The following is a 19,851-nucleotide window of genomic DNA, read 5'->3' on the forward strand; positions in this document are numbered from 1 at the left end:
TGTAAGATCGGTGTCGACGGGTCGTAGCGCAGAGGCAGTCGCACCACTACGGCATGGTGGCCACGCTGGTTCGAATCCAGCCGCCCGTCCCTCACAGCTACATATCCCTTATCGGCTCGCCACGGCGCCGCTCGTGCTGATCAGCTCCGGCGCCGTGCCGGCGAACGTCGGCAACAACTGGGCCAGCACCGCCCACGCGTCCAGGTTCGTCCCGATCTCGGCCCGCACCAACGGGGCCAGCAGCGCGGCGGCCTCGGCCGCCCGCTGCGGGAACAGTTGGGTGCCGCAGTGCAGCACGCCCAACACCTGGCGCGGCGGTCGGCCGCGTTCGACGTAATCCCGCAGCTCGACGATGCCGGCCTGACGCAGCCGGTGGACGAACTTGGGGTGCTGGCCGAACTGCGCACGCAGCTCCGGCGGGCAGTCGATCCGCACGGCCAGCGCCCAGCGGGCGTAGCCGGGGAGCGGCTGCTCCCGGTCCGCCTCCGCGACCTGAGCCCAGAGGCTCCAGTCGACCGCGCGCGCCGCCACCCGGCCCGCCCCCATCGTGCTCGCCTCGCGCAGTTCACCGATAACTCCGCGCCGGCCGACCGGGATCACCGGTTCCTCGTGCAGGCAGCCTCGTTGCCCGCAGTGTGGCAGTCGCCGCCGCAGCAGCCGCGGCTTCGTGCCGCCGAACGGCTGTCCACGCAGGATGTCCCGTTTGAGCACGTCGGGAATGTCGTGCCGGTGGAACACCAGCTGGTTGACGGCCGGATCGTTCTGCTCCATCATCCACAGCCACGCCGACCGAGGTGCGTTCAGCCGTTCGAGCTGCCACAGTGCCATCTCGCCGCTCTGGTTCCTCGACACGCCCGACCCGAGCCGCCGCCGCACCGCCGCCGCGTCCTCCGGCTCGATCAGCGAAAGCAGGAAGTGAACCCCCGCCTGGTCGTCCCCTCTGTTCACGGCGGTGATTATCGCAGAGCGCCCGCCGCCGCCACGCCGGATTTCCGCCACCGGCGGCGTTTGAGCAGCGTTGACGGGGTACCCGATGGGCATGACGAGCCCACCTGACCCGGACCTGACCACCAGCGAGCAGCTCGACGAGGACGAGCTGGGCAAGGATCCGCTGGAGGAGGGCGTCGAGCCGCCCGAGGACTGGGCGGCCGCGGACCGGTTCGGCATGACGCCCCGCGAGGAGCGCGAGGGGGAGACCCTGGACGAGCGGCTCGCCGAGGAAGAACCCGACGTGTACGGCAACCCGAGAGAGGCAGTGATGTCCGAGCAGCTGCGCGGCCGCACGGTCGCGATTCTCGCCACCGACGGCGTCGAGCAGGTGGAACTGACCGAGCCCAAGGCCGCGGTCGAGCGGGCCGGCGGCAAGGCCGTGCTGGTGTCGTTGGAGGACGGCGAGATCCAGGCGATGAACGCCGACGTCAACCCGGCCGACACGTTCGCCGTCGACGTGACCGTGGACCGGGCCGACGCGGACGACTTCGACGCGTTGATCCTGCCCGGCGGCACCACGAATCCCGACAAACTGCGGCAGAATGACCGCGCCGTGTCGCTAGTGAACGACTTCTTCGAGGCCGGAAAGCCGGTCGCGGCGATCTGCCACGGCCCGTGGTTGCTGGTCGAGGCCGACGTGGTGCGCGGGCGGACGCTGACGTCGTACCCGAGCGTGCGCACGGACATCCGCAACGCCGGGGGAACGGTGGTGGACAAGGAAGTCGTCATCGACGGCGGCCTCGTCACCAGCCGGAACCCCGACGACCTGCCGGCGTTCTGCGAGGCGCTGGTGCGGGAGTTCGCGGAGGCGCGGTCATGACGGACCTGGACGCCCCTCAGGGCCGGCCGCCGGCCCGGCGCCTGCGTATCGCCGGGCGCCGGGCGCCGGGGGTCGAGGCGATGCGACAGGCCCGTAGCGGAGGCGCGTGATGGCCAGGTCGATCTGGAGCGGTTCCATCAGCTTCGGGCTGGTGACGATCCCGGTCGCGCTGTTCAGCGCCACCGACGACCACACCGTCCACTTCAACCAGTTCGAGCGCGGCACCTCCGACCGGATCCGCTACCAGCGCGTCAACGAGCGGACCGGCAAGGAGGTCGAGTACGCCGACATCGTGCGCGGCCACGAGGTCGGCGATGGCGAGTACGTGCTGGTCGAGCCGGACGAGCTGGCAGCCATCGCGCCGGGGCGGTCCAAGTCGATCGAGATCACCGGCTTCGTCGATCTGGACGAGATCGATCCGATCCACTTCCAGAAGACGTACTGGCTGGCCCCGGCCAAGGAGGAGTACGGCCGTCCCTACGCGCTGCTGACCGAGGCGCTGGCCAAGACCAATCGGGTCGGCATCGCCTCGTTCGTCATGCGGGGCAAGCAGTATCTCACGGACATCCGGGCCGATGACGGCGTGCTGGCCTTGGACACGCTGTACTACGCCGACGAGATCCGTGACCCGCACGACATGCTCGACACGCTGCCCAGCGGAAATCGACCGCATGCCAACGAGTTGAAGATGGCGACGCAGCTGATCGAGTCCATGGCCATGCCGTGGCGGCCGCGGGACTTCCGTGACACCTACACGCGCAAGGTGAACAAGCTCATACAGGACAAGCACAAGGGCCGCAAGATCGTCGTCGAGGCCGAGCCGCCGGAGCCGACCGGGACGACGGACCTGTTGGAAGCCTTGCGCCGCAGCGTGGAAAAAGGCCGGAGGCCCGCGCGTTCATCGTCGCAGGTGGATGATTCGAGCAAGGCCGAGCTGGCGGAGGCCGCGCGCGAGCTGGGTATCAAGGGCCGGTCCAAGATGAGCCGGGACGAGCTGGCGTCGGCGGTGAAACGGGCCACTCGCAAGGCGTCCTGAAGTTTGCCATCCCGGGTGGGCCGGGTAGGCGATCTTCATGACCGGAACGGAGGAGAAGCTGAGGCGGCCGCTGCTGTGGGCGGGTCTGGCCGTCGTGTTCCTGATCGTGGTGAATGCCCCGGACTCCGGCCTGCTGCCGATTCACGATCGCCTGGTGGAGAAGGCGATCTCGCTGGTCGGCGCGCTGCTGTTCGTGATCGCCGGCGTGCTGGCCGTCAGACGCACTGCCGGCTACGTCGATGCCCGGCTGAGCCGGCGCGGCATGGGCTCCGCCGGGTCGATCCTGGCCGTGGTGATCTCGGCCGCCGGATACTGCGTGATCGTGCTGACGGCGTTGAGCGCGTTGGCGATTCCGTTGCAGCAGCTGGTGGTCGGCGGCGCGCTGACCGGTGTCGTCGTCGGTATCGCCGCGCAGCAGACCCTGGGCAACGTCTTTGCCGGGCTGATGATCCTGATGGTGCGGCCGTTTCGGGTCGGCGACACCATCGAGGTGCGGTCCGGCGCGTTGAACGGGCCGTTCACCGGGCGGGTGCGGGCCCTGGGGCTGACGTACGTGACCCTGGCCGCCGAGAACGGAACCCTGTTGCTGCCCAATGCGGGGGTGCTGGCCGCCGGTGTCACCGTCGGCCTGCACCAGCCGGAATGACGTCAGGCCTGGGGGATCAGGCCGACCTGGCGGGCCAGTTGCAGGCTGTCGGCGTTGAGCCAGTACTCGACGATCATGCCGTCGACCAGGCGCAGGATGTCGGTGCCCGTGATGGAGACCGGGCCGACGGCGCTCGTGCCGCTCGCGTGCCAGCGCACGACCACGAAGTCCCGATCGGCGATCGGGCCGACCGCGACGGTGAACTCCAGATCCCGGATCGTGGTGTGGGTGCCGGCGATCCACTCGGTGAGGCCGTCGCGGCCGCGGATCTCGTCGCTGCCGCTGTCGACCAGCGGGGCGGCGTGGGCGACGAAGTCGGGGGAGACGATCTTCTCGGCCAGGGTGAGGTCGTTGTTCCACAGCCGCAGCCAGGTGTCGATCAGGTCCATGTCAGAAGTCCTTTGCTGGTAATGAGATTCAGAGGTCGGCGTCGGGGATCCACGAGCCGTGGATGCCGCCGGGCACGCGGTGGGGGAGCTCCACCGTGGCGACGGTGTCGAGCGTGCTGGCGTCGTAGACGATGAACTCGGAGGTGTGTCGGCGGGTGTCGCTGACGATGGTGAGCAGGTAGCCGTCGTCCTCCGCGGTGCCGTTCTCGGCCGGCACGAACACCGCCTCGCCGGGGATGTGGTGCTCGTCGCCGCTGGTCAGGCTCCTGGCGCCGGAGTGGTTGTCGTACTTGACGATGCCGTGCCGGTGCAGGCCGCCGCCGGGGAAGGCCACCGCGTAGCCGTAGCGGTTGGGGCGGCCGAGCACCTGGTTGTTGATCGCCGGGAAGTCCACGACCAGGTCGTCCACCGCTTCTTCCTTGGCGATGGTGGCAGCCGGGTCGAGGATCCAGCGGTGCTGCCTGATGCCGACCGCCGGCGTCTCCGGGTGCGCCGGTCGGCCCGCCCAGAACTTCGAGGAGGTTTCCCAGGCGCCGCGGTCGAAGCACGGTCCGTCGAGCACGATCCGGCCGTTGTCCTCGTACGCGTTCGTCACGTGCAGCAGGACGCCCGGCTCCACCGCGTGCCAGGTCACTTCCGCCCGGCCCGTGCGCGGCATGACGCCGATCCGCGGCGCGTAGTCGTCGTGCCAGCGGTAGGGGAGGCCACCCGTCTCGGCCGCGTCGAAGATCACCGACATGTCGATCCACACCACGAAGTTCTCCGTGATGGCGAAGTCGTGCATCAGCGACGGGCCCGCGCCCTCGACGATCTCCTGCCTGGTGATCTCGCCCCGTGGCGAGGCCACGTAGTAGATCAGGTGCGGCGGGAAGGGTGAGTAGGCGAAGAAGTGCAGCTCACCCGTGACCGGGTCTTCCTTGGGGTGGGCCGTCATGTTCGTCTTCAGTTTGCCGCCGAAGTCGTAGGCCCCCACCGTGTTCAGCTCCGCGTCGATCTCGAACGGCAGGTTCGCCTCCTGCAATGCCAGCAGCCGTCCCGAGTGCTCGATCACGTGCGTGCCCGCCACGCTCGCCGTCAGGTCCCCGTGGCCCTCCGGCGCCCCCTCCAGCAGCGGCGTCCGCACCCACCGGTTCCGGTACCACTCCGCGCGGCCCTCTCGCAGCCGTAAGCCGTGGATCATGCCGCTGCCCTTGAACCAGTGCGTCGGCGTCACCCCCGGCTTCGGGTTGTGCCCGTTGCGCAGATACCGCCCCTCCAGCTCCTTCGGCAGCGTCCCCCGCACCCGCAGCTCCCGCGCCGTCCGCTCCTCCGCGACCGGGGCGTAGTGATCGCTGATGTACGGCAGTGACGTCAAGACGCCCTCCCAGGCTAAGGAGTGATTGACCACTCACTGATGTGCTGGTGAGTAATAAACCACTCACACTTGACGCTGTCAACCCTTCCGACCTCGGAGGGACTGCGACGGTATCGTCTAGACGACTTCGTCTAGTCCGGGCTGGAAGGGGACGTCGCTGTGCAGGACCTGTTCTCGATAAGCGGCAAGGTGGCGCTGGTGACGGGGGGCTCGCGCGGTATCGGGAAGATGATCGCGGAGTGCTACCTGCGGGCGGGGGCGAGGGTGTTCCTGTCGTCGCGCAAGGCGGAGGCGTGTGCGGCGGCGGAGAAGGAGCTGTCGCAGTACGGAGAGGTGACGGCGCTGCCGGCGGACGTGTCGGAGCGGGGCCAGTGCGAGCGGCTGATCGGGGAGGTGGGGGAGCGGGCGGGGGAGCTGCACGTGCTGGTGAACAACGCGGGGCGACGTGGGGCGCGGCGTTCGACGAGTTCCCGGACTCGGCGTGGGACAAGGTGTTGGGCCTGAACGTGCGGGCGCCGTTCGTGCTGACGCAGCTGGGGCGGGCGCTGCTGGAGGCGTCGGCGACCGAGGACGACCCGGCCAGGGTGGTCAACATCGGCTCGATCGACGGCCTGATGGTGCCGGGCTTCAAGAACTTCTCGTACTCGGCCTCGAAGGCGGCGCTGCACCACCTGACCCGGCACATGGCGGCGGAGCTGGCGCCGAAGATCCTGGTCAACGCGATCGCCCCGGGCCCGTTCCCCAGCAAGATGATGGACGCGACACTGGACAAGCACGGGGACGCGATCCGCGCCAAGAGCCCGGTCGGCCGAGTGGGCCGCACGGAGGACGTGGGCGCGGCGGCGATCTACCTGGCCTCGCCGGCCACCACCTTCATGACGGGCGCGGTCATCCCGCTGGACGGCGGCCTGAGCACGACCGTCGGCATGGGTGTCGAAATCTGAATGGAAGCGCTGCCGCACCGGGAAAAGCTGCTGCGTGAAGGCACGCGCCGGCTCTACAGCCACGGCTTCCACGGCACCACGGTCGACGGCATCCTCGCGGCGACGGGCGTGCCGAAAGGCTCCTTCTATCACCACTTCGGGTCCAAGGAGGCCTTGGCCAAGGAGGCGTTGCGGCGCTACCTGACCTTCCAGCTGGACCTGCTCGAAAGCTGGACGGCCAAGGCGGACCTGCCGACCGCGGACGTGCTCGTCGGCTACTTCACCGACATGGCCGAGGCGTTCACGCGCTCCGAGTACCAGCGGGCGTGCCTGTTCGGCAAGCTGTCGACGGAGATGTCCGCCGGCTCATCGGAATTCCGGGCAGTGCTGGCCGATCACGTCAGGGAGTGGCAGGTCCCGCTACGGGAACTGTTGCGGCGCGGGCAAGAACGCGGCGACGTCCGCGGCGGGCTCGCCGTCGAGCAGTTGGCGGACGCGGTGCTGGCCCTGGTGCAAGGTGTGTTCGTGCTCGCGCTGGCGGTGCGGGACGAGGCGATGCTCGACGCCGCCCGCACCGCGTTGCGCGTGCTCGTGGAAAACCCTAGGGCAGCTCCGGCCTAGCCCGGCTGGTCCATTGCCGGACCCGTCGGAACACCGGATGTTGTTGCCGGACCAGGAGTTGCCGCCCACGCTCGGCCAGCAGCGGCGCCCGCACCGGCACATCGACGCAGTCGACGTAAGCGGAGGCGCCATGCTCGAGCGGGAACAGGGCGATGACCTGCCCCAGCGGGCGCGGGGCGTCGAACAGCAGATGGCAGGTCGGCGTCACGCGGGCGTTGAGCTCGATGAACCACGCGACGCCGTCCTCGCCGAGCACGAAGTCGAGACCGCAGAAGCCGCTGAGCCCCAGGCGATGCACGATCCGCCGGGCGGCCTCGGCCATGCCGGAATGATCGATCACCCGGACCACGGCCGACGGCCCCCGGACCTCCTCCGCGAGCACGACCTCCAAGCACACCAACGCCAACACCTCGCCGTCACGGCAAGCCACCGTGGCGATGGCGTCCTTGCCGGCACGGAACTCCTGCGCGTTCACGGTCGGCCGCCGCCGCAACACGGTGGCGGTGAGGGAGTGCAGTTCCCGGTTCACCAACGCCCGCTTCACGGCCACGTGCGGCGCCGGCGGCCGTGAGATGCTTCGCCACGCCCGCGTCAGCGACGCCTGCTCCACAACTGCGACACCTCGCCCACCCGAGCTGCCGTCGGTCTTGAGCACCACCGGAAACGACCGCAGAACCGAAGGATCGGTGATCACGGTGGTTGCCGGCGCGTCAACGCCGGCGTCAGTGGCGACCTCGGCGACACCGGACCGGGACACCATCCGCGTCCACTCGCCGAGGGACCGGGCCAGCAGTTCGTCGTGCGGACGCCGAGAATGCAGGCGCCGCAACAGAACCAGCGACCGCTCGTCGTCACACACGACAAGATCCGGCTGCGCCGCCGCCATGGCCCGGGCGATCGACCGCAGCGGACGGGACTTGTGCAGCGGATACGAGCCGGCCAACCCGTCCACCACCTCCAGCGGATGACCGGACGGCCGGCAGACCCACACAGTGAACCCGGACTCGATCATCGCGTCGGCCAGCCGGGCCGCCGAGAACCACCGCATGGTCGACACGATCAGCACCCGCTCGAACCCCGGCTCGGGCCGAACACCAGGGCCCTTGTTGAGGTCTCGTGCGATGCCGTCGGCCACCGCGTCGGCCGCGTCGGCCGCGCTGACGATCGTGAGGTGATCACCGACGACCCGCCGCACGTACATCTCACGGGCGAGCCCTTGCCAGCATTCGGCCGTGTCGCAACCGAAATGCCGGTTGTCGGTGGCCGCCACCACCGTCACCGCGCCGTCGTAGAACGACGGTCGGTAGCGCGGCATCGACCGATACGCCCGCTGCCCCGCATCCGTCTCACCGGATGACACGGATGTCGCCTCGCCGCCGGCCGATCGCCGAGCCAGCCGCCGCAGCAGTCGTTGCCCGCGCAGACCGAACTCGGCGACGGCTTGACGCGGCGGCAACTGGCGGATCCGCGCCAGCTGGTTGAGACCCCGCCGCCGCATGGCGACCAGCCACAGTCGACGGTTCCAGAACCGCTCGTCGAAGATCGCCTCGATCAGGAACACGTGTCCCGCGGGACGCCCGGAAGCCTTGAGCCGCTGGGCCATCTCCCACGCGATCAGCCCGCCGAACGAGTAGCCGCCCAGGTGATAAGGCCCGCCCAGCACCTCGTCCAGGGCGGCCACCATCAGCTCCGCCATCCGCTCGACCGTCTCGATGGCCTCGCCGTTGTCGTCGACGAGCATCGGCGCGGCACAGTAGACGGACTCCGGACCGGTGTAGCCGGCGATCACACCGGCCAGCTCCGCGGGATCGCCCTCAAGGCCCGGCACCAGCACCAAGGTGCCGGCCGTGCCCTCGCGTTCGAGGTCGATCCGCACCCCACCCGCCTTGTAGACGATCAACGGACCAGCCACCGCCTTCGTCGCGAGCGGATGGCCGGCGCACCCTGGGCCAGGTGGTGGGAGATCCGCGGCGCCACGTACTCCGCGCCGACCATGAACCGCATCAGCGGGCCGAAGGTGTTCACCGCCGCGGGACCGACGAAGTACAGCCCGGGCACGGAACTCTCGAACGACCGCGACACCATCGGCATCCGGGCGTGGCTGCGGACCGACCGCCGCAGGTCGTCGGAGAGGAACGCCAGCCGGGCCAGGTCGGGATAGTAACCGGTTGCTGCCAGCACGTGATCGGTCGTCAGCGTCTCGCCGCCGAGGTCCAGCTCTACCCGGCCGTCAACTTCCCGCGCCGACACGATTTCCCGGCCCAGGTGCGTGCTGACGCCGGCGTCGAAGCGGGCCTTCATGTGCCACGGCGACTTCGGGCCGAGGTGGCTGCGGATCAGCCGCAGCCGCAGATTCCCCGGCAGGAAACGGAACAGCGACGGCATGGCCTCGCACAGCCAGTTCCGCAGGCCCGGTCCGACGCCGGAGGACGGGCTGCGCAGCTTCTCCCACAGCCCCCGGGGCTCGGGCTTTCCACCGAACTTCACCACGTTGCTGCGGGCCACGAGGGACACCGTGGCGCCGTTGTCGCTGAGCAGCACGGCGGTGTCCACGGCCGACGCGCCCGCGCCGATCACCGTCACGTGCCGGTCGGCGAACCTGGTCAGCTCGTGGTGGTCGTAGGCGTGGCTGGCCAGCTCCGGCGGCAGGCCGGCCAGTTCCGTTGGCAGCGCGGCGAAATGGCTGATCCCGACCGCGCACACGACACGGTCGGCGAGCACCTCTTGACCGTCCGTCAACTTCAGCAGGAAGCAGTTCCCGTTCCGTGTCAGGCTCGTGACCAGAACTTCCTCCAGGCCGGGCACGAACCGGCGCTGGAAGTCCATCGCGTAGTCGCTGAACACGTCGAGCGGGACCGGGATGTCCGTTTCGTGGTAGGGGATCCCGCGTTCCCGGCAGTACTCGGCCAGCGTGCCGGCCGACTTGGGGTCGTAGACGTTGGAGGCGAACCCGTCGGACTTGAGCAGCATCCCGGCGGGCATGTGACTACGCCACGTGTCCAGCGGGATACCGAAAACACGTGTGTTCACACCGTAGTCGTGCAGATACGCGGCGATCGACAGCCCGTACGGCCCGGCCCCGATGACGGCAACGGATGTCACGCGACCTCCACTGTGGATGAGAGTTGCGCGTGAAGTCGTCGGCCACGATCTCCGCGTTACCATCTGGTGGGCAGTCGGTCGAGGGGACTTCCGTCCAGAGTCCCGGTTCGCTGCCGGCCCCTTCGGCCACTGGCGGGCGTCCGGGCGGTTGGTTAGGAAGGAGAAGTGTTCGATCCAGCCTTCGTGCGCGACCCGCACCCGACCTATGCTCGGCTGCGGGAGACCGCCCCGGTGTGCGCCACCGTCACCCCCAACGGCATGCGGGTGTGGCTGGTGACCCGGTACACCGACGTCCGGGCGGGGCTGGCCGATCCCCGGCTGAGCAAGGACGTCGTGGCGGCCAGGGACATCCTCGGCGACGGCGGCGACGAGGGCAAGGCCCTGTTGGCGCTGCCGCCGTCCATCGCCGTCAACCTGCTCAGCATGGACGCCCCCGAGCACGCCCGGCTGCGCAAGATCGCCACCGCGGCCTTCCCCACTCGACGCGTACGTCAACTTCGGCCCCGCGTCACGGAGATCGTCGACTCTCTGCTGACCTCGGTCGCCGGCCGTGACCGAATCGATCTCGTCACGGAAATCGCACGGCCACTACCGATTCTGTTGATGTGCGAGCTGCTCGGGCTGCCGGTGGCCGACGCGGACCGGCTGCGCGGCTGGACCGAGACGCTTGTGTCGATGTCGACCCGGTCGGTCGCGGAGTACGGCGCCGCCGGGCACGCCCTGCACGACTACCTGACCGGGGTGATCGCCGACCGGCGGGTGTCGCGCGGCGACGATCTGGTCAGCGATCTTCTCGACGAGGATCTGTCCGAGCCGGACCTGGTCTCCCTGCTGGCGGTGATGGTCATCGGCGGCTTCGAGACCACCGCCAACCTCGTCGGCACGGCCCTGCTGGCCCTGTTCGACCACCCCGGGCAACTGGCGTTGCTGCGGGAGAATCCCTCCTTGCTGCCCAACGCCGTCGAGGAGCTGGTCCGGTTCGACGGGCCGGTGCACATGGGAACCTTCCGCTATACCAGGGAAGACGTGGACTTCGGCGTGACGACCGTGCCGGCCGGGGAGGTCGTGATGTTGTCGCTGCTGTCGGCCAACCGGGACGAGCGGCAGTTCGCCGACGCCGACCGCCTCGACCTGAGCCGGGTCGTCGGCAGCCACCTCGGCTTCGGGCATGGGGTGCACTACTGCCTCGGCGCCGCGCTGGCCCGGGTCGAGTGCGAGGAGATGCTGGGCGCTTTGATCAGCCGCTTCCCGTCGATGAGGCTCGCCGTGCCGCCGGACGAGATCCCTTGGCAGTTCACACTTCTGACCCGTGGTGTCGACCGGCTGCCGGTGGTGCTGTCATGACGTCGCCGAAGCAGGTGTCCGACTTCTACGACGTGTACACGCACGTGCTCCTGAGTTCCTGGGACGTCAACTTCCATTACGGCTACTGGCTTTCCGACGACGAGCCGGTGGCCGTTGCCGTGCGGCGGATGACTGACGTGCTGATCGACCTGCTCGCCCTGCGACCCGGGGAGCGGATGCTCGACGTCGGCTGCGGCATCGGTGAGCCGGCCCTCCGGCTGGCGTCCCAGGTCGACGCCGACATCACCGGTGTGTCGATCAACCTCGGCCAGGTGCTGGAGGCCAACCGCCGTGCCGAGGCCGCCGGTGTGGGTGCCCGGATCCGCTTCGAAGAGGCCGATGCCCTCGAATTGCCCTACCGTGACGGCAACTTCGACGCCGCCTGGGCGTTCGAGTCGCTGTTGCACATGAACCGGGACCGGGCGCTGCGCGAGATTCGCCGCGTGCTGCGTCCCGGCGGACGCCTCGTGATCGCCGACCTGCTCCAGCGCGCGCCGCTCAGCCCCGACCACCGCGAGGCCTTCGACGACGCCCTGACGAAGTTCGCCCTGAGCGCGCTGCCGACCGTGGACGACTACCGTGCGTTCATCGGCGAGGCCGGTCTGGTGCTGGACCAGGTGATCGACGTCAGCGAGCACACCCGCCCAACGATGCGCCACCTGGCCGCCAGCATCCGCGCTCGCCAGACGGAACTCGTCGAGCAACACGGAGAAGCGGCCCGCCAGTTGATCGACGTGCTGCTGCATCCCGTGGCCGACCTGCCCGAGTACGGCTACATCCTGATCAACGCGCACCGCCCTTAGCTCACGCCGGCTGCTTCGACGCCGAGGGCCAGACGGCTGACGCCTTCGTTGATCTCGTCCGGGCCGGCGGTGTCGGCGAAGCTGAGGCGGAGGTGCGGTTCGGGGGCCTCGGCGGCGAAGTACGGGCGGCCGGGGGAGACGGCGACGCCGGCGCGGAGGCAGGTGGCGACGGCGGCGGCTTCGTCGGTGCCGTCGGGGAGGCGAAGCCACAGGTAGTAGCCGCCGAGCGGGGAGCGGACGGCGAGTCCATGGCGGTGCAGGGCGGTGAGCATGACGTCGCGGCGGTCACGGAGGCTGGGGGCGAGGCCGCGGAGGTGGCGTTGCCACGAGGGCGTGCCGACGAGGTCGAGGGTGGCCTCCTGGAGCGGCCGCGGCACGAAGAAGGTGTCGACGACCTGGGTGGCGCGCAGGCGTTCCAACACAGGGCCGCGAGCGATCAGGGCGCCGACGCGAAGGTTGGGCGAAGTGGGCTTGGTCAGCGAGCTGATGTGCACGACCGTGCCGTACGGATCGTCAGCGACCAGCGGCGGCGGCAGCGGGAGGCCGTGCCCGAGCCGGCGCGCGTAGTCGTCCTCGACGACAAAAGCGCCGGCGGCGTGGGCGATGTCGACCAGCCGGCGACGACGGTCGGCGGCCAGGATGGCGCCGGTGGGGTTGTGGAACAGCGGCTGGCAGTAGAAGACCCGGGCGCCGGTGGCGGCGAAGGCGTCTTCGAGCAGGTCGAGGCGCACGCCGTCCTGGTCCATCGGCACGGGGACGGGGCGTAGGCCGGCGGCCCGGGCGATGGAGAGCGCGCCGGGATAGGTCGGCGACTCGACCAGCACGGGCGAGCCCGGCGGGGTGAGGGCGTGCAGGGCGGTGGCCAGCGCGGCCTGGCCGCCGGCGGTGATCAGGACCTGGGCCGGGGTGAGGCCGACCTCGCGAGCGAACCAGGCCCGCAGCGGCGTCAGGCCCTCCAACGGCGGCCGCTGCCAGGCCCCGGGGCGGCGCGCGGCGCGGGCGACTGCGGCCCCGAGAGCCTGCTCGGGTTGTAGCGAAGGGTGCAGGTAGCCGCCGTTGAAGGCGATCACGCCCGGCGGCGGCACGGCGAGGTTGGCGGTGATGCCGGTGGCGTCGGCGATGTGCGGCGCGGGTTCGCCGTTGAGGGCGATCTCCTGCCAGGAAGTGTCCACTGTGGTCGTTGGCCGGTCGGTTGCCGCACGGAAGGCGCCCGCGCCGGGACGGGTGACCACCAAGCCCTCGGCGACCAGCTCGGCCAGCGCCCGGGAGACCGTCACCGGGCTGACCCCGAAGCGTTCGACCAGTGCCCGGCTCGACGGCAGCTTTCCACCTTGCGGGTAGCGATCGAGCTCGTTTCGCAGGGTATCGGCGAGCTGGGCCGAACTGCTACTCTCCGACATGAGAGAACAGAGTAGCGCTATCGTGCCGTCGACGGTAGCGGCTTCGGTCCTCGACACCATCGGCAACACCCCCATGGTCCGCCTCGACCGGCTCACCGCCGACGTGGACGGCACGGTCCTGGCCAAGCTGGAGTACTTCAATCCCGGGGCGTCCAAAAAGGACCGTGTCGCCCGGCGCATCATCGAGGACGCCGAACGTTCGGGCGTGCTGAGGCCCGGCCAGCCGGTCGTCGAGCTCACCAGTGGCAACACGGGCGCCGGTCTGGCGATCGCCTGCGCGGTCTTAGGACATCCCTTCGTCGCCGTGCTGTCGCGGGGTAGTTCCGCGGAGCGGGCACGGATGATCGCCGCGTTGGGGGCCGAGGTCGTCCTCGTCGATCAGCTCCCCGATTCCGTTCCCGGCCGCGTGTCCGGGGCTGATCTTGAGCTGGTCGAGTTGGAGGCACAGCGGATCACCGAGGAGCGCGACGCGTTCCGGTCGCACCAGTTCGAGAACCACAGCAACGTGGAGGCCCACTACGCCGGCACGGGACCGGAGATCTGGTACCAGACCGGCGGTTCCCTGGACGCGTTCGTCGATTTTGTCGGCACGGGCGGGTGTCTGGCCGGCGTGACGCGGTTCCTCCGGGAGCGCGATCCGTCGATCCGTTGCTACGCCGTCGAACCGGCCGGCGCCGCCGCGCTGGCCGGCCAGCCGGTGTCGGAGCCCAGCCATCCGATCCAGGGCGGCGGCTTCGCCCGTGCCGACCTCACGCACCTCCAAGGCCTGCGCCTGGACGGCCACCTCCAGGTCAGCGGCGACGATGCCCGCGTGGCCTCGCGTCTCCTGGCCACGCGCGAGGGCATCTTCGCCGGCTTCTCCGCCGGGGCCAACGTCGCCGCCGCGCTCCAGCTGCTGCGGACCGACCTGCCCGGGGCGACGATCGCCGTTGTCGTCCCGGATTCGGGGCTGAAGTACCTGTCGACCGACCTGTGGCCTGGCTGACCCGGAGGACCACCACGCCCGATACGTGCCGGCCGCCTCCGGACACTGTTGGCTGGATTGGAGTCCACTGAGTGGACGCCTCGGCGGGATCGACGCCGTCTCGGCGATGATCGGGGCATGACCGTCTCGTTCTCGGCGCTCGACAACCCGGTCTGGAGCTCGCTGAGCGGGCCGCACGCGCGGTTCGCGGAGCGGCACGGGCAGGTGCTGCGCTACCAGACCGATGTGGCGCCGTTCCTGGCGCTGCCGGACCGGCCGGACGAGGCCGCATGGCGTGACCTGGCGGCCTTCGCCGGGCCCGGGGCCGAAGTGACGGTCACGGCCGGCGAGGTGACGCCGCCGGAGGGCTGGGAGATCGTCGCGGAGTTTCCGGCCGTGCAGCTCGTCGACGCCGGCGTCGAGGGGGTCGAGGACGCGGAGGCGATCACGCTCGGGCCGGCCGACGTGCCGGAAATGCTCGATCTCGTGGAGCGCACGCAGCCGGGGCCGTTCCTGCCGCGCACCATCGAACTGGGCACCTACCTGGGCATCCGCCGCGGCGGGGCGCTGGTGGCGATGGCCGGCGAGCGCCTGCACCCGCCGGGTTTCACCGAGGTCAGCGCGGTCTGCACCGACCCCGATCATCGCGGCCAGGGCCTGGCCGCGCGGCTGGTCCTGGCCGTCGTCGCGGGCATCAAGGCCCGCGGCGAGGTCCCGTTCCTGCACGCCACCCAGACCAACACGGGCGCGATCCGCCTGTACGAGTCGCTGGGTTTCCGGGTGCACCGGCGGCCGGTGTTCGTGATGGCCCGGGTGCCATCGCTGGAGAAGGTCGGCTAACGGGGCGGTTCGAGGCGGGCCAGCCACACGGTGAGGAGCTCCTCCAGCTTGGCCGCCTCAGCGGGGGAGAGGTCCTCCAGCAGGCGGCGTTCGTTGCGCATGTGCGCGGCGAAGGCCTCGTCGATGAGGGCGCGGCCGGCGGGCGTGAGGGCGACGACCCGCCCGCGGCCGTCGGCGGTGCTGGGACGGCGGGTGACGAGGCCGGCGGCTTCGAGACGGTCGAGGCGCTTGGTCATGGCGCCGGTGGTGACCATGGTGAACGCCGCGAGCTCGCCGGGCGCCCGTTCGAACGGGGAGCCGGCGCGGCGCAGGGCCGCGAGCACGTCGAACTCGCCCTCGGACAGCCCGAAGCGCTGGTAGAGGGCCGTGAGCTGGTCGGTGAGCAGGGCCCCGACGCGGTGCAGGCGGCCGATGACGCCCTGGGGCGACACGTCGAGATCCGGCCGTTCGCGGCGCCATTCGGCCTGGATGCGGGCTACGTGGTCCCTGGGCTCGCTCACCCCGCCACAATAGCTTCCCGGGAAGGTATAAAGTAGCTTCCATGGAAGCTACCGTGAAGTGGAGCCTGGTGACGGCGATCGCGCCGGTGGCCTGGGGGACGAACTACCTCGTCACGCACGAGCAGCTGCCGGCCGGCTATCCGCTGTACGGGGCGGTGTTGCGGGCGCTGCCGGCGGGCCTGATCCTGCTCGCGGCCTGTCGAAAGCTGCCGAAGGGCCGGTGGTGGTGGAAGTCGCTGGTGCTGGGCGTGCTCAACACGAGCGTGTTCTTCACGCTGATCTACGTGGCGGCGCAGGCCCTGCCGACCAGCCTGGCGTCGATGATCATGGCGACGTCGCCGGTGGCGCTGATGCTGCTGGCCTGGCTGATCAACGCGGAGCGGCCGGCGTCGGCGGCGCTGGTCGGCGCGGTTGTCGGGATCGGCGGGGCCTGCCTGATGCTGCTCACATCGGCGGCCCGGGTGGATCTGTTGGGAGTCATGGCTTCCGTGGCGGCGATGACGCTGTCGTCGGTCGGCTACATCCTGGCCCGGCGGTGGGCGGGCGAGGTGGACGTGCTGGCGTCGACCGCATGGCAGTTGACCTGGGGCGGAGTGCTGCTGGTCCCGGCGGCCGTGCTGGTCGAGGGCGCGCCGCCGGCGCTCGGCGTGAACGCGATCTTCGGCTTCGGGTACGTCACCGTGGTGGCGACGGCGGTCGCCTTCGCCGCCTGGTTCGCGGGGCTGAAGCACCTGCCCGCGGGCACCGTGGGGTTGATCGGGCTGCTCAACCCGGTCACGGGCGTGCTGCTGGGCACGCTGGTCGCCGGGGACGGCCTGACCGGGCGGCAGGTGGCAGGCATCGCGCTCGTGCTGATCGGTCTGCTGCTGGGCCAGCCGCTGGTGAACCGGATTCATAGCGGGCGCAAGGCGGTTTCGAACCGGGCAGGGTGAGGACGGCCGGCATGGTGCGCGGTTGGTGATCGCGCCGGTGGCGGCGGCGAGCGGCGTGAGCGTGTCCCGGTCGGCGGCAGCCGGCGGGACGCGGCCCTGGAACTGGCCCGCCGCTTCGGGTTCCGGCCGGTGGGCCGCCATCCGATCGAATTGTCCCCGCCTGGGGGGAAACAGTACTGATGGCGGGTTGTTGGCCGAACGGGCAACCGGGAACCTGTCCGTGGCCCCGACGGGCGGGGCCACGAAAGGAATCCCCATGAGACGCCGGGCGTTCCCTGCTGCCCTCACGCTGGCGGTCGGACTTTTCGGACTTGTGGCGGTGACCCCGCCGGCGCAGGCCGCGGCCTGCGGTGACCAGGTGATCGGCAACGCCGGCTTCGAGGACGCCGGCACGTGGACCGGGTCGACCGCCGCGATCGTCGCCTCCACCACGGCGGAGCCGTCCCACGGCGGGGCCAGGCTGGCCCGGCTCGACGGCACCGGCGCCACCCACACCGACACCCTGTCCCAGTCGGTGACGCTGCCCGGCGGCTGCTCGTCGGCGAGTCTGACGTTCTGGTCGCACATCGACACCAAGGAGACGACCACCAGCACCAAGTACGACACGCTGGCGGTGCAGATCGGCTCCGACACCGTGGCCAGTTACTCCAACCTGGACAAGAACACCGGCTACGTGCAGCGGACCGTCGACGTGTCGCGCTACCTCGGTCAGACGGTGACGCTGAGCCTGACCGGCCGCGAGGACTCCAGCCTGGCCACCAACTTCGCGCTGGACGACTTCGCCCTGACCACCGGCACCGGCGGGCCGCCGCCCACCGACACCACCCGCACGCCGATCAACCCGGCGTACACGGTGAACCTGACGTCCAACGCCGCGGGCGACACGTGGACCGGGCACCAGAGCGTGACCTTCACCAACGGCTCCGCGACCGCGCTGCCCGAGGTCTACCTGCGGCTGTGGGACAACTACCACGGCTCCTGCCCGACAACGCCGATCACCGTCACCAACCTGACCGGCGGCACCGCGTCGGCGTTGACGGTCGGCTGCACCGCGATGAAGGTGACGCTGCCGACCCCGTTGGCGCAGAACCAATCCGCCACCATCGCCTTCGACCTGAGCATCTCGGTGCCCAGCGGCGCCGACCGATTCGGCAAGGACGGCGCGTTCAGCATGATCGGCAACGCGCTGCCGGTGCTGGCGGTGCGCGACGGCTCGGGCTGGCACCTGGACCCGTACACCAACAACGGCGAGTCGTTCTACACGGTCATCGGCGACTTCGACGTGACCCTGGTGCACCCGACCAGCCTGCTCACGCCGGCCACCGGCACCTCGACCGAGACCACCAGCGGCAGCACCACGACCACGCACGCGGTGGCCTCCAAGGTCCGTGACTTCGCCTGGGCCGCAGGGCCTTTCGCGAAGATCACCAAGACCTCCGGCAAGGGCGTGCGGGTCAACGTCTACTCGGTCAGCGGGATCTCCAGCAGCAACGCCACCTCCATGCTCAACCTGGCCGCCGACGCCGTCGACGTCCACTCCGGACGGTTCGGCGACTACCCGTACGGCGAGCTGGATGCCGTCATCGACAACAACTTCTGGTTCGGCGGCATGGAGTACCCGGGCTTCGTGATGGACCTCGTGTCCACTGTGGCCCTGCCGCACGAGATCGCGCACCAGTGGTTCTACGGCATCGTCGGCGACGACGAGTACAACTCGCCGTGGCTGGACGAGGGCTTCACCGACTACGCCACGGATCTCTACCGCGGCGTGACCGGCGCCGGCTGCTCGATCAGCTGGCAGTCCAGCGCCGAGAAGCTGACCAACTCGATGGCCTACTGGGACGCGCACTCGTCCCGGTACTCCACCGTGGTCTACAACTACGGCAAGTGCACCCTGCACGACCTGCAGCGGCTGATCGGCGACACGGCGATGACCACCCTGCTCAAGTCGTACGCCCAGTCCCACTGGTACGGCGTGTCCACCGTGGCCGAGTTCAAGGCCGCGGCCCAGGCGGCGGCCGGCTCGACCGACCTCACGTCGTTCTGGACCTCGCACCGCGTGGAGGGCTGAGGCCCCACTGATGCAGGGAAGGACGCCTTACCCGCGGTCAACGAGGGTAAGGCGTCCTTCCCTGCATGGCGGGGGTCAGCGGGCCGGGTCGATCTGCTGGTGGATCCAGGTGAACACGACGTCCACCCGGGCGACGACCTCCAGGCCCGGCTGCGGGCAGGCCGGGCCGTTGTCCACGATGGCCACCAGCGTGCCGGTCACGTTGTCCTCGGAGACGAAGAACGGGCCGCCCGAGTCGTCGGGGCAGGGGCTGTTCTCCACCGTGCGGGCCACGGTCGGCTCGGCGTCGAGCACGGTGCTGTGCAGCACCTTGACCCGGAACTGGCCACGCTTGAGGTGGTCGGACGGGGCGACGACGGTCGGCGAGATGGAGCCCCAGCCGGCGAACTGCAGCGGCAGGCCGACGGCCGGCGGCTTGCTGGCCAGCTCCAGCGGCTTGATGTCGGTCACGGCCTTGTCCAGCCTGACCACGGCCAGGTCGTTGAGCGGGGACTGGCGGACGTCCACCGCCGTCGCGCTTTCCCCGCCCGGATCGCTGTCCTTGAGCTTTCCCAGCGTCACGGTCATGTGATATTGGGGCGCGCCGCCGATCCTTACATCATTCACGTCATGAAAGCAATGGCCCGCGGTCACTACCCATTCCGGCGCAATCAGTGAACCGCTGCACGCCCCGCTGCGTATCCCGCCGCCGGGCAGCGGAATGTCCTGCGAGGTGAGTTTCGCGTTGAACGGCAGCACCGCGCTCGGGCCGGGCGGCGGTGTCGTCGTGGTGGCCGTGACGACCTTCGGCTGCTGGGCCGGGCGGTCGGTGCTACCGGTCGTGAGCACGGCGTTACGCGGCACGGTCCGTGACGGAGTGCTCACGGTGTATGCGCAGGCGATGCCCGCGCCGAGTACGGCCGCGGCCGCGATGGCCCCCAGGCGCACGGGCGCCGGCCGGCGCGAAAGCGTGCTCATGTCTGGTTGATACGTGCGTGATGGCGAAAAGGTTGCGTGATTCGCGGAATATGCGACCCGGTTCACGGACGAACGTTCCCGAACGGACAACTGCCGGCGGTTAGTGGACGCCGATGTCCACGTCGCGGAATTGTCCCGGGCCGTCCGGGTACCCCCGGT

Annotated in this window: 18 protein-coding genes, 1 tRNA gene and 2 pseudogenes; 13 read left to right on the forward strand and 8 right to left on the reverse strand. The window is 70.0% G+C overall.

The window, feature by feature from the left end; all coding sequences use genetic code 11:
* The first annotated feature begins 16 nt into the window (after nucleotides 1-16).
* Nucleotides 17-89, forward strand: a tRNA-OTHER gene (locus AB0M73_RS20630).
* Nucleotides 90-108: 19 nt separating this feature from the next.
* Here the strand turns inward: AB0M73_RS20630 and AB0M73_RS20635 are convergent.
* Nucleotides 109-948, reverse strand: coding sequence for a hypothetical protein (locus tag AB0M73_RS20635; RefSeq protein WP_363892607.1), 840 nt, complete (start codon nucleotides 946-948; stop codon nucleotides 109-111).
* An 85-nt stretch (nucleotides 949-1,033) separates the two neighbouring features.
* Here AB0M73_RS20635 and AB0M73_RS20640 point away from each other — a divergent pair.
* The 4 genes and pseudogenes from AB0M73_RS20640 to AB0M73_RS20655 form a co-directional block, all read left to right on the forward strand.
* Nucleotides 1,034-1,231 (forward strand): annotated as a pseudogene (locus AB0M73_RS20640) (hypothetical protein); the annotation flags it as partial.
* Between the two features lie 27 nt (nucleotides 1,232-1,258).
* Complete coding sequence (locus AB0M73_RS20645) at nucleotides 1,259-1,810, forward strand: type 1 glutamine amidotransferase domain-containing protein (RefSeq protein ID WP_363892717.1); 552 nt, start codon at nucleotides 1,259-1,261, stop codon at nucleotides 1,808-1,810.
* 109 nt (nucleotides 1,811-1,919) lie between these two features.
* Complete coding sequence (locus tag AB0M73_RS20650; RefSeq protein ID WP_363892609.1) at nucleotides 1,920-2,846, forward strand: Ku protein; 927 nt, start codon at nucleotides 1,920-1,922, stop codon at nucleotides 2,844-2,846.
* Nucleotides 2,847-2,883: 37 nt separating this feature from the next.
* Nucleotides 2,884-3,492 carry a mechanosensitive ion channel domain-containing protein gene (locus AB0M73_RS20655; RefSeq protein ID WP_363892611.1) on the forward strand — a complete coding sequence of 203 codons (609 nt, stop codon included), beginning with the start codon at nucleotides 2,884-2,886 and terminating at the stop codon, nucleotides 3,490-3,492.
* Between the two features lie 2 nt (nucleotides 3,493-3,494).
* On the opposite strand, the gene AB0M73_RS20660 is transcribed toward AB0M73_RS20655, so the two are convergent.
* Together AB0M73_RS20660 and AB0M73_RS20665 are read right to left on the reverse strand one after the other, a co-directional pair.
* A complete protein-coding gene (locus AB0M73_RS20660) occupies nucleotides 3,495-3,881 on the reverse strand; it encodes an ester cyclase (RefSeq protein WP_363892615.1) in 387 nt (128 codons plus the stop codon).
* Between the two features lie 28 nt (nucleotides 3,882-3,909).
* Complete coding sequence (locus tag AB0M73_RS20665) at nucleotides 3,910-5,235, reverse strand: carotenoid oxygenase family protein (RefSeq protein ID WP_363892617.1); 1,326 nt, start codon at nucleotides 5,233-5,235, stop codon at nucleotides 3,910-3,912.
* A gap of 228 nt (nucleotides 5,236-5,463) precedes the next feature.
* Here AB0M73_RS20665 and AB0M73_RS20670 point away from each other — a divergent pair.
* Together AB0M73_RS20670 and AB0M73_RS20675 are read left to right on the forward strand one after the other, a co-directional pair.
* Nucleotides 5,464-6,179: pseudogene (locus tag AB0M73_RS20670) on the forward strand (SDR family oxidoreductase).
* Nucleotides 6,180-6,779: a TetR/AcrR family transcriptional regulator gene (locus AB0M73_RS20675; RefSeq protein WP_363892619.1), complete on the forward strand. Its 600-nt coding sequence runs from the start codon at nucleotides 6,180-6,182 to the stop codon at nucleotides 6,777-6,779. It begins immediately after the preceding pseudogene.
* On the opposite strand, the gene AB0M73_RS20680 is transcribed toward AB0M73_RS20675, so the two are convergent.
* Together AB0M73_RS20680 and AB0M73_RS20685 are read right to left on the reverse strand one after the other, a co-directional pair.
* The gene (locus tag AB0M73_RS20680; RefSeq protein WP_363892622.1) at nucleotides 6,760-8,691 is read right to left on the reverse strand and encodes a thioesterase domain-containing protein; all 1,932 of its coding nucleotides are present in this window, start codon (nucleotides 8,689-8,691) and stop codon (nucleotides 6,760-6,762) included. The two genes, AB0M73_RS20675 and AB0M73_RS20680, sit on opposite strands and share 20 nt — an antisense overlap.
* Nucleotides 8,676-9,881 (reverse strand): NAD(P)-binding domain-containing protein, encoded by a 1,206-nt coding sequence (locus tag AB0M73_RS20685; RefSeq protein WP_363892624.1) that lies wholly within the window; start codon nucleotides 9,879-9,881, stop codon nucleotides 8,676-8,678. Before AB0M73_RS20685 ends, AB0M73_RS20680 begins: the two co-directional genes overlap by 16 nt.
* Before the next feature lie 165 nt (nucleotides 9,882-10,046).
* Here AB0M73_RS20685 and AB0M73_RS20690 point away from each other — a divergent pair, with 165 nt between their 5' ends.
* Both AB0M73_RS20690 and AB0M73_RS20695 read left to right on the forward strand, forming a co-directional pair.
* Complete coding sequence (locus AB0M73_RS20690; RefSeq protein WP_363892626.1) at nucleotides 10,047-11,225, forward strand: cytochrome P450; 1,179 nt, start codon at nucleotides 10,047-10,049, stop codon at nucleotides 11,223-11,225.
* Nucleotides 11,222-12,028: a methyltransferase domain-containing protein gene (locus AB0M73_RS20695; protein ID WP_363892629.1), complete on the forward strand. Its 807-nt coding sequence runs from the start codon at nucleotides 11,222-11,224 to the stop codon at nucleotides 12,026-12,028. Before AB0M73_RS20690 ends, AB0M73_RS20695 begins: the two co-directional genes overlap by 4 nt.
* Here AB0M73_RS20695 and AB0M73_RS20700 read toward each other — a convergent pair.
* The gene (locus AB0M73_RS20700; RefSeq protein WP_363892631.1) at nucleotides 12,025-13,428 is read right to left on the reverse strand and encodes a PLP-dependent aminotransferase family protein; all 1,404 of its coding nucleotides are present in this window, start codon (nucleotides 13,426-13,428) and stop codon (nucleotides 12,025-12,027) included. The genes AB0M73_RS20695 and AB0M73_RS20700 overlap by 4 nt on opposite strands.
* A gap of 22 nt (nucleotides 13,429-13,450) precedes the next feature.
* On the opposite strand from AB0M73_RS20700, the gene AB0M73_RS20705 reads away from it, so the two are divergent.
* Nucleotides 13,451-14,413: a cysteine synthase family protein gene (locus tag AB0M73_RS20705; protein WP_363892633.1), complete on the forward strand. Its 963-nt coding sequence runs from the start codon at nucleotides 13,451-13,453 to the stop codon at nucleotides 14,411-14,413.
* Between the two features lie 117 nt (nucleotides 14,414-14,530).
* Nucleotides 14,531-15,232, forward strand: coding sequence for a GNAT family N-acetyltransferase (locus AB0M73_RS20710; RefSeq protein WP_363892635.1), 702 nt, complete (start codon nucleotides 14,531-14,533; stop codon nucleotides 15,230-15,232).
* Here the strand turns inward: AB0M73_RS20710 and AB0M73_RS20715 are convergent.
* Complete coding sequence (locus tag AB0M73_RS20715) at nucleotides 15,229-15,732, reverse strand: MarR family transcriptional regulator (RefSeq protein WP_043715389.1); 504 nt, start codon at nucleotides 15,730-15,732, stop codon at nucleotides 15,229-15,231. The genes AB0M73_RS20710 and AB0M73_RS20715 overlap by 4 nt on opposite strands.
* Before the next feature lie 41 nt (nucleotides 15,733-15,773).
* Here AB0M73_RS20715 and AB0M73_RS20720 point away from each other — a divergent pair, with 41 nt between their 5' ends.
* Entirely contained in the window at nucleotides 15,774-16,664 is an 891-nt protein-coding gene (locus AB0M73_RS20720; protein WP_363892638.1) for a DMT family transporter, read from the forward strand.
* A 256-nt stretch (nucleotides 16,665-16,920) separates the two neighbouring features.
* A complete protein-coding gene (locus AB0M73_RS20725) occupies nucleotides 16,921-18,735 on the forward strand; it encodes a M1 family metallopeptidase (protein ID WP_363892640.1) in 1,815 nt (604 codons plus the stop codon).
* Between the two features lie 75 nt (nucleotides 18,736-18,810).
* Here AB0M73_RS20725 and AB0M73_RS20730 read toward each other — a convergent pair whose 3' ends face one another.
* Entirely contained in the window at nucleotides 18,811-19,692 is an 882-nt protein-coding gene (locus AB0M73_RS20730; protein ID WP_363892642.1) for a trypsin-like serine protease, read from the reverse strand.
* Nucleotides 19,693-19,851: the final 159 nt, after the last annotated feature.

Origin of the sequence: Kutzneria sp. NPDC051319, assembly GCF_040682195.1 — a bacterium.
Taxonomy (GTDB): domain Bacteria; phylum Actinomycetota; class Actinomycetes; order Mycobacteriales; family Pseudonocardiaceae; genus Kutzneria.

What these genes read in the sequence shown, in the direction of transcription:
- AB0M73_RS20645 (WP_363892717.1), top strand. Translation starts at nt 1,259, where the DNA reads ATGTCCGAGCAGCTGCGCGGCCGCACGGTCGCGATTCTCGCCACCGAC.
- AB0M73_RS20650 (WP_363892609.1), top strand. Translation starts at nt 1,920, where the DNA reads ATGGCCAGGTCGATCTGGAGCGGTTCCATCAGCTTCGGGCTGGTGACG.
- AB0M73_RS20655 (WP_363892611.1), top strand. Translation starts at nt 2,884, where the DNA reads ATGACCGGAACGGAGGAGAAGCTGAGGCGGCCGCTGCTGTGGGCGGGT.
- AB0M73_RS20660 (WP_363892615.1), bottom strand. Translation starts at nt 3,881, where the DNA reads ATGGACCTGATCGACACCTGGCTGCGGCTGTGGAACAACGACCTCACC.
- AB0M73_RS20675 (WP_363892619.1), top strand. Translation starts at nt 6,180, where the DNA reads ATGGAAGCGCTGCCGCACCGGGAAAAGCTGCTGCGTGAAGGCACGCGC.
- AB0M73_RS20695 (WP_363892629.1), top strand. Translation starts at nt 11,222, where the DNA reads ATGACGTCGCCGAAGCAGGTGTCCGACTTCTACGACGTGTACACGCAC.
- AB0M73_RS20700 (WP_363892631.1), bottom strand. Translation starts at nt 13,428, where the DNA reads ATGTCGGAGAGTAGCAGTTCGGCCCAGCTCGCCGATACCCTGCGAAAC.
- AB0M73_RS20710 (WP_363892635.1), top strand. Translation starts at nt 14,531, where the DNA reads ATGACCGTCTCGTTCTCGGCGCTCGACAACCCGGTCTGGAGCTCGCTG.
- AB0M73_RS20720 (WP_363892638.1), top strand. Translation starts at nt 15,774, where the DNA reads ATGGAAGCTACCGTGAAGTGGAGCCTGGTGACGGCGATCGCGCCGGTG.
- AB0M73_RS20725 (WP_363892640.1), top strand. Translation starts at nt 16,921, where the DNA reads ATGAGACGCCGGGCGTTCCCTGCTGCCCTCACGCTGGCGGTCGGACTT.
- AB0M73_RS20730 (WP_363892642.1), bottom strand. Translation starts at nt 19,692, where the DNA reads ATGAGCACGCTTTCGCGCCGGCCGGCGCCCGTGCGCCTGGGGGCCATC.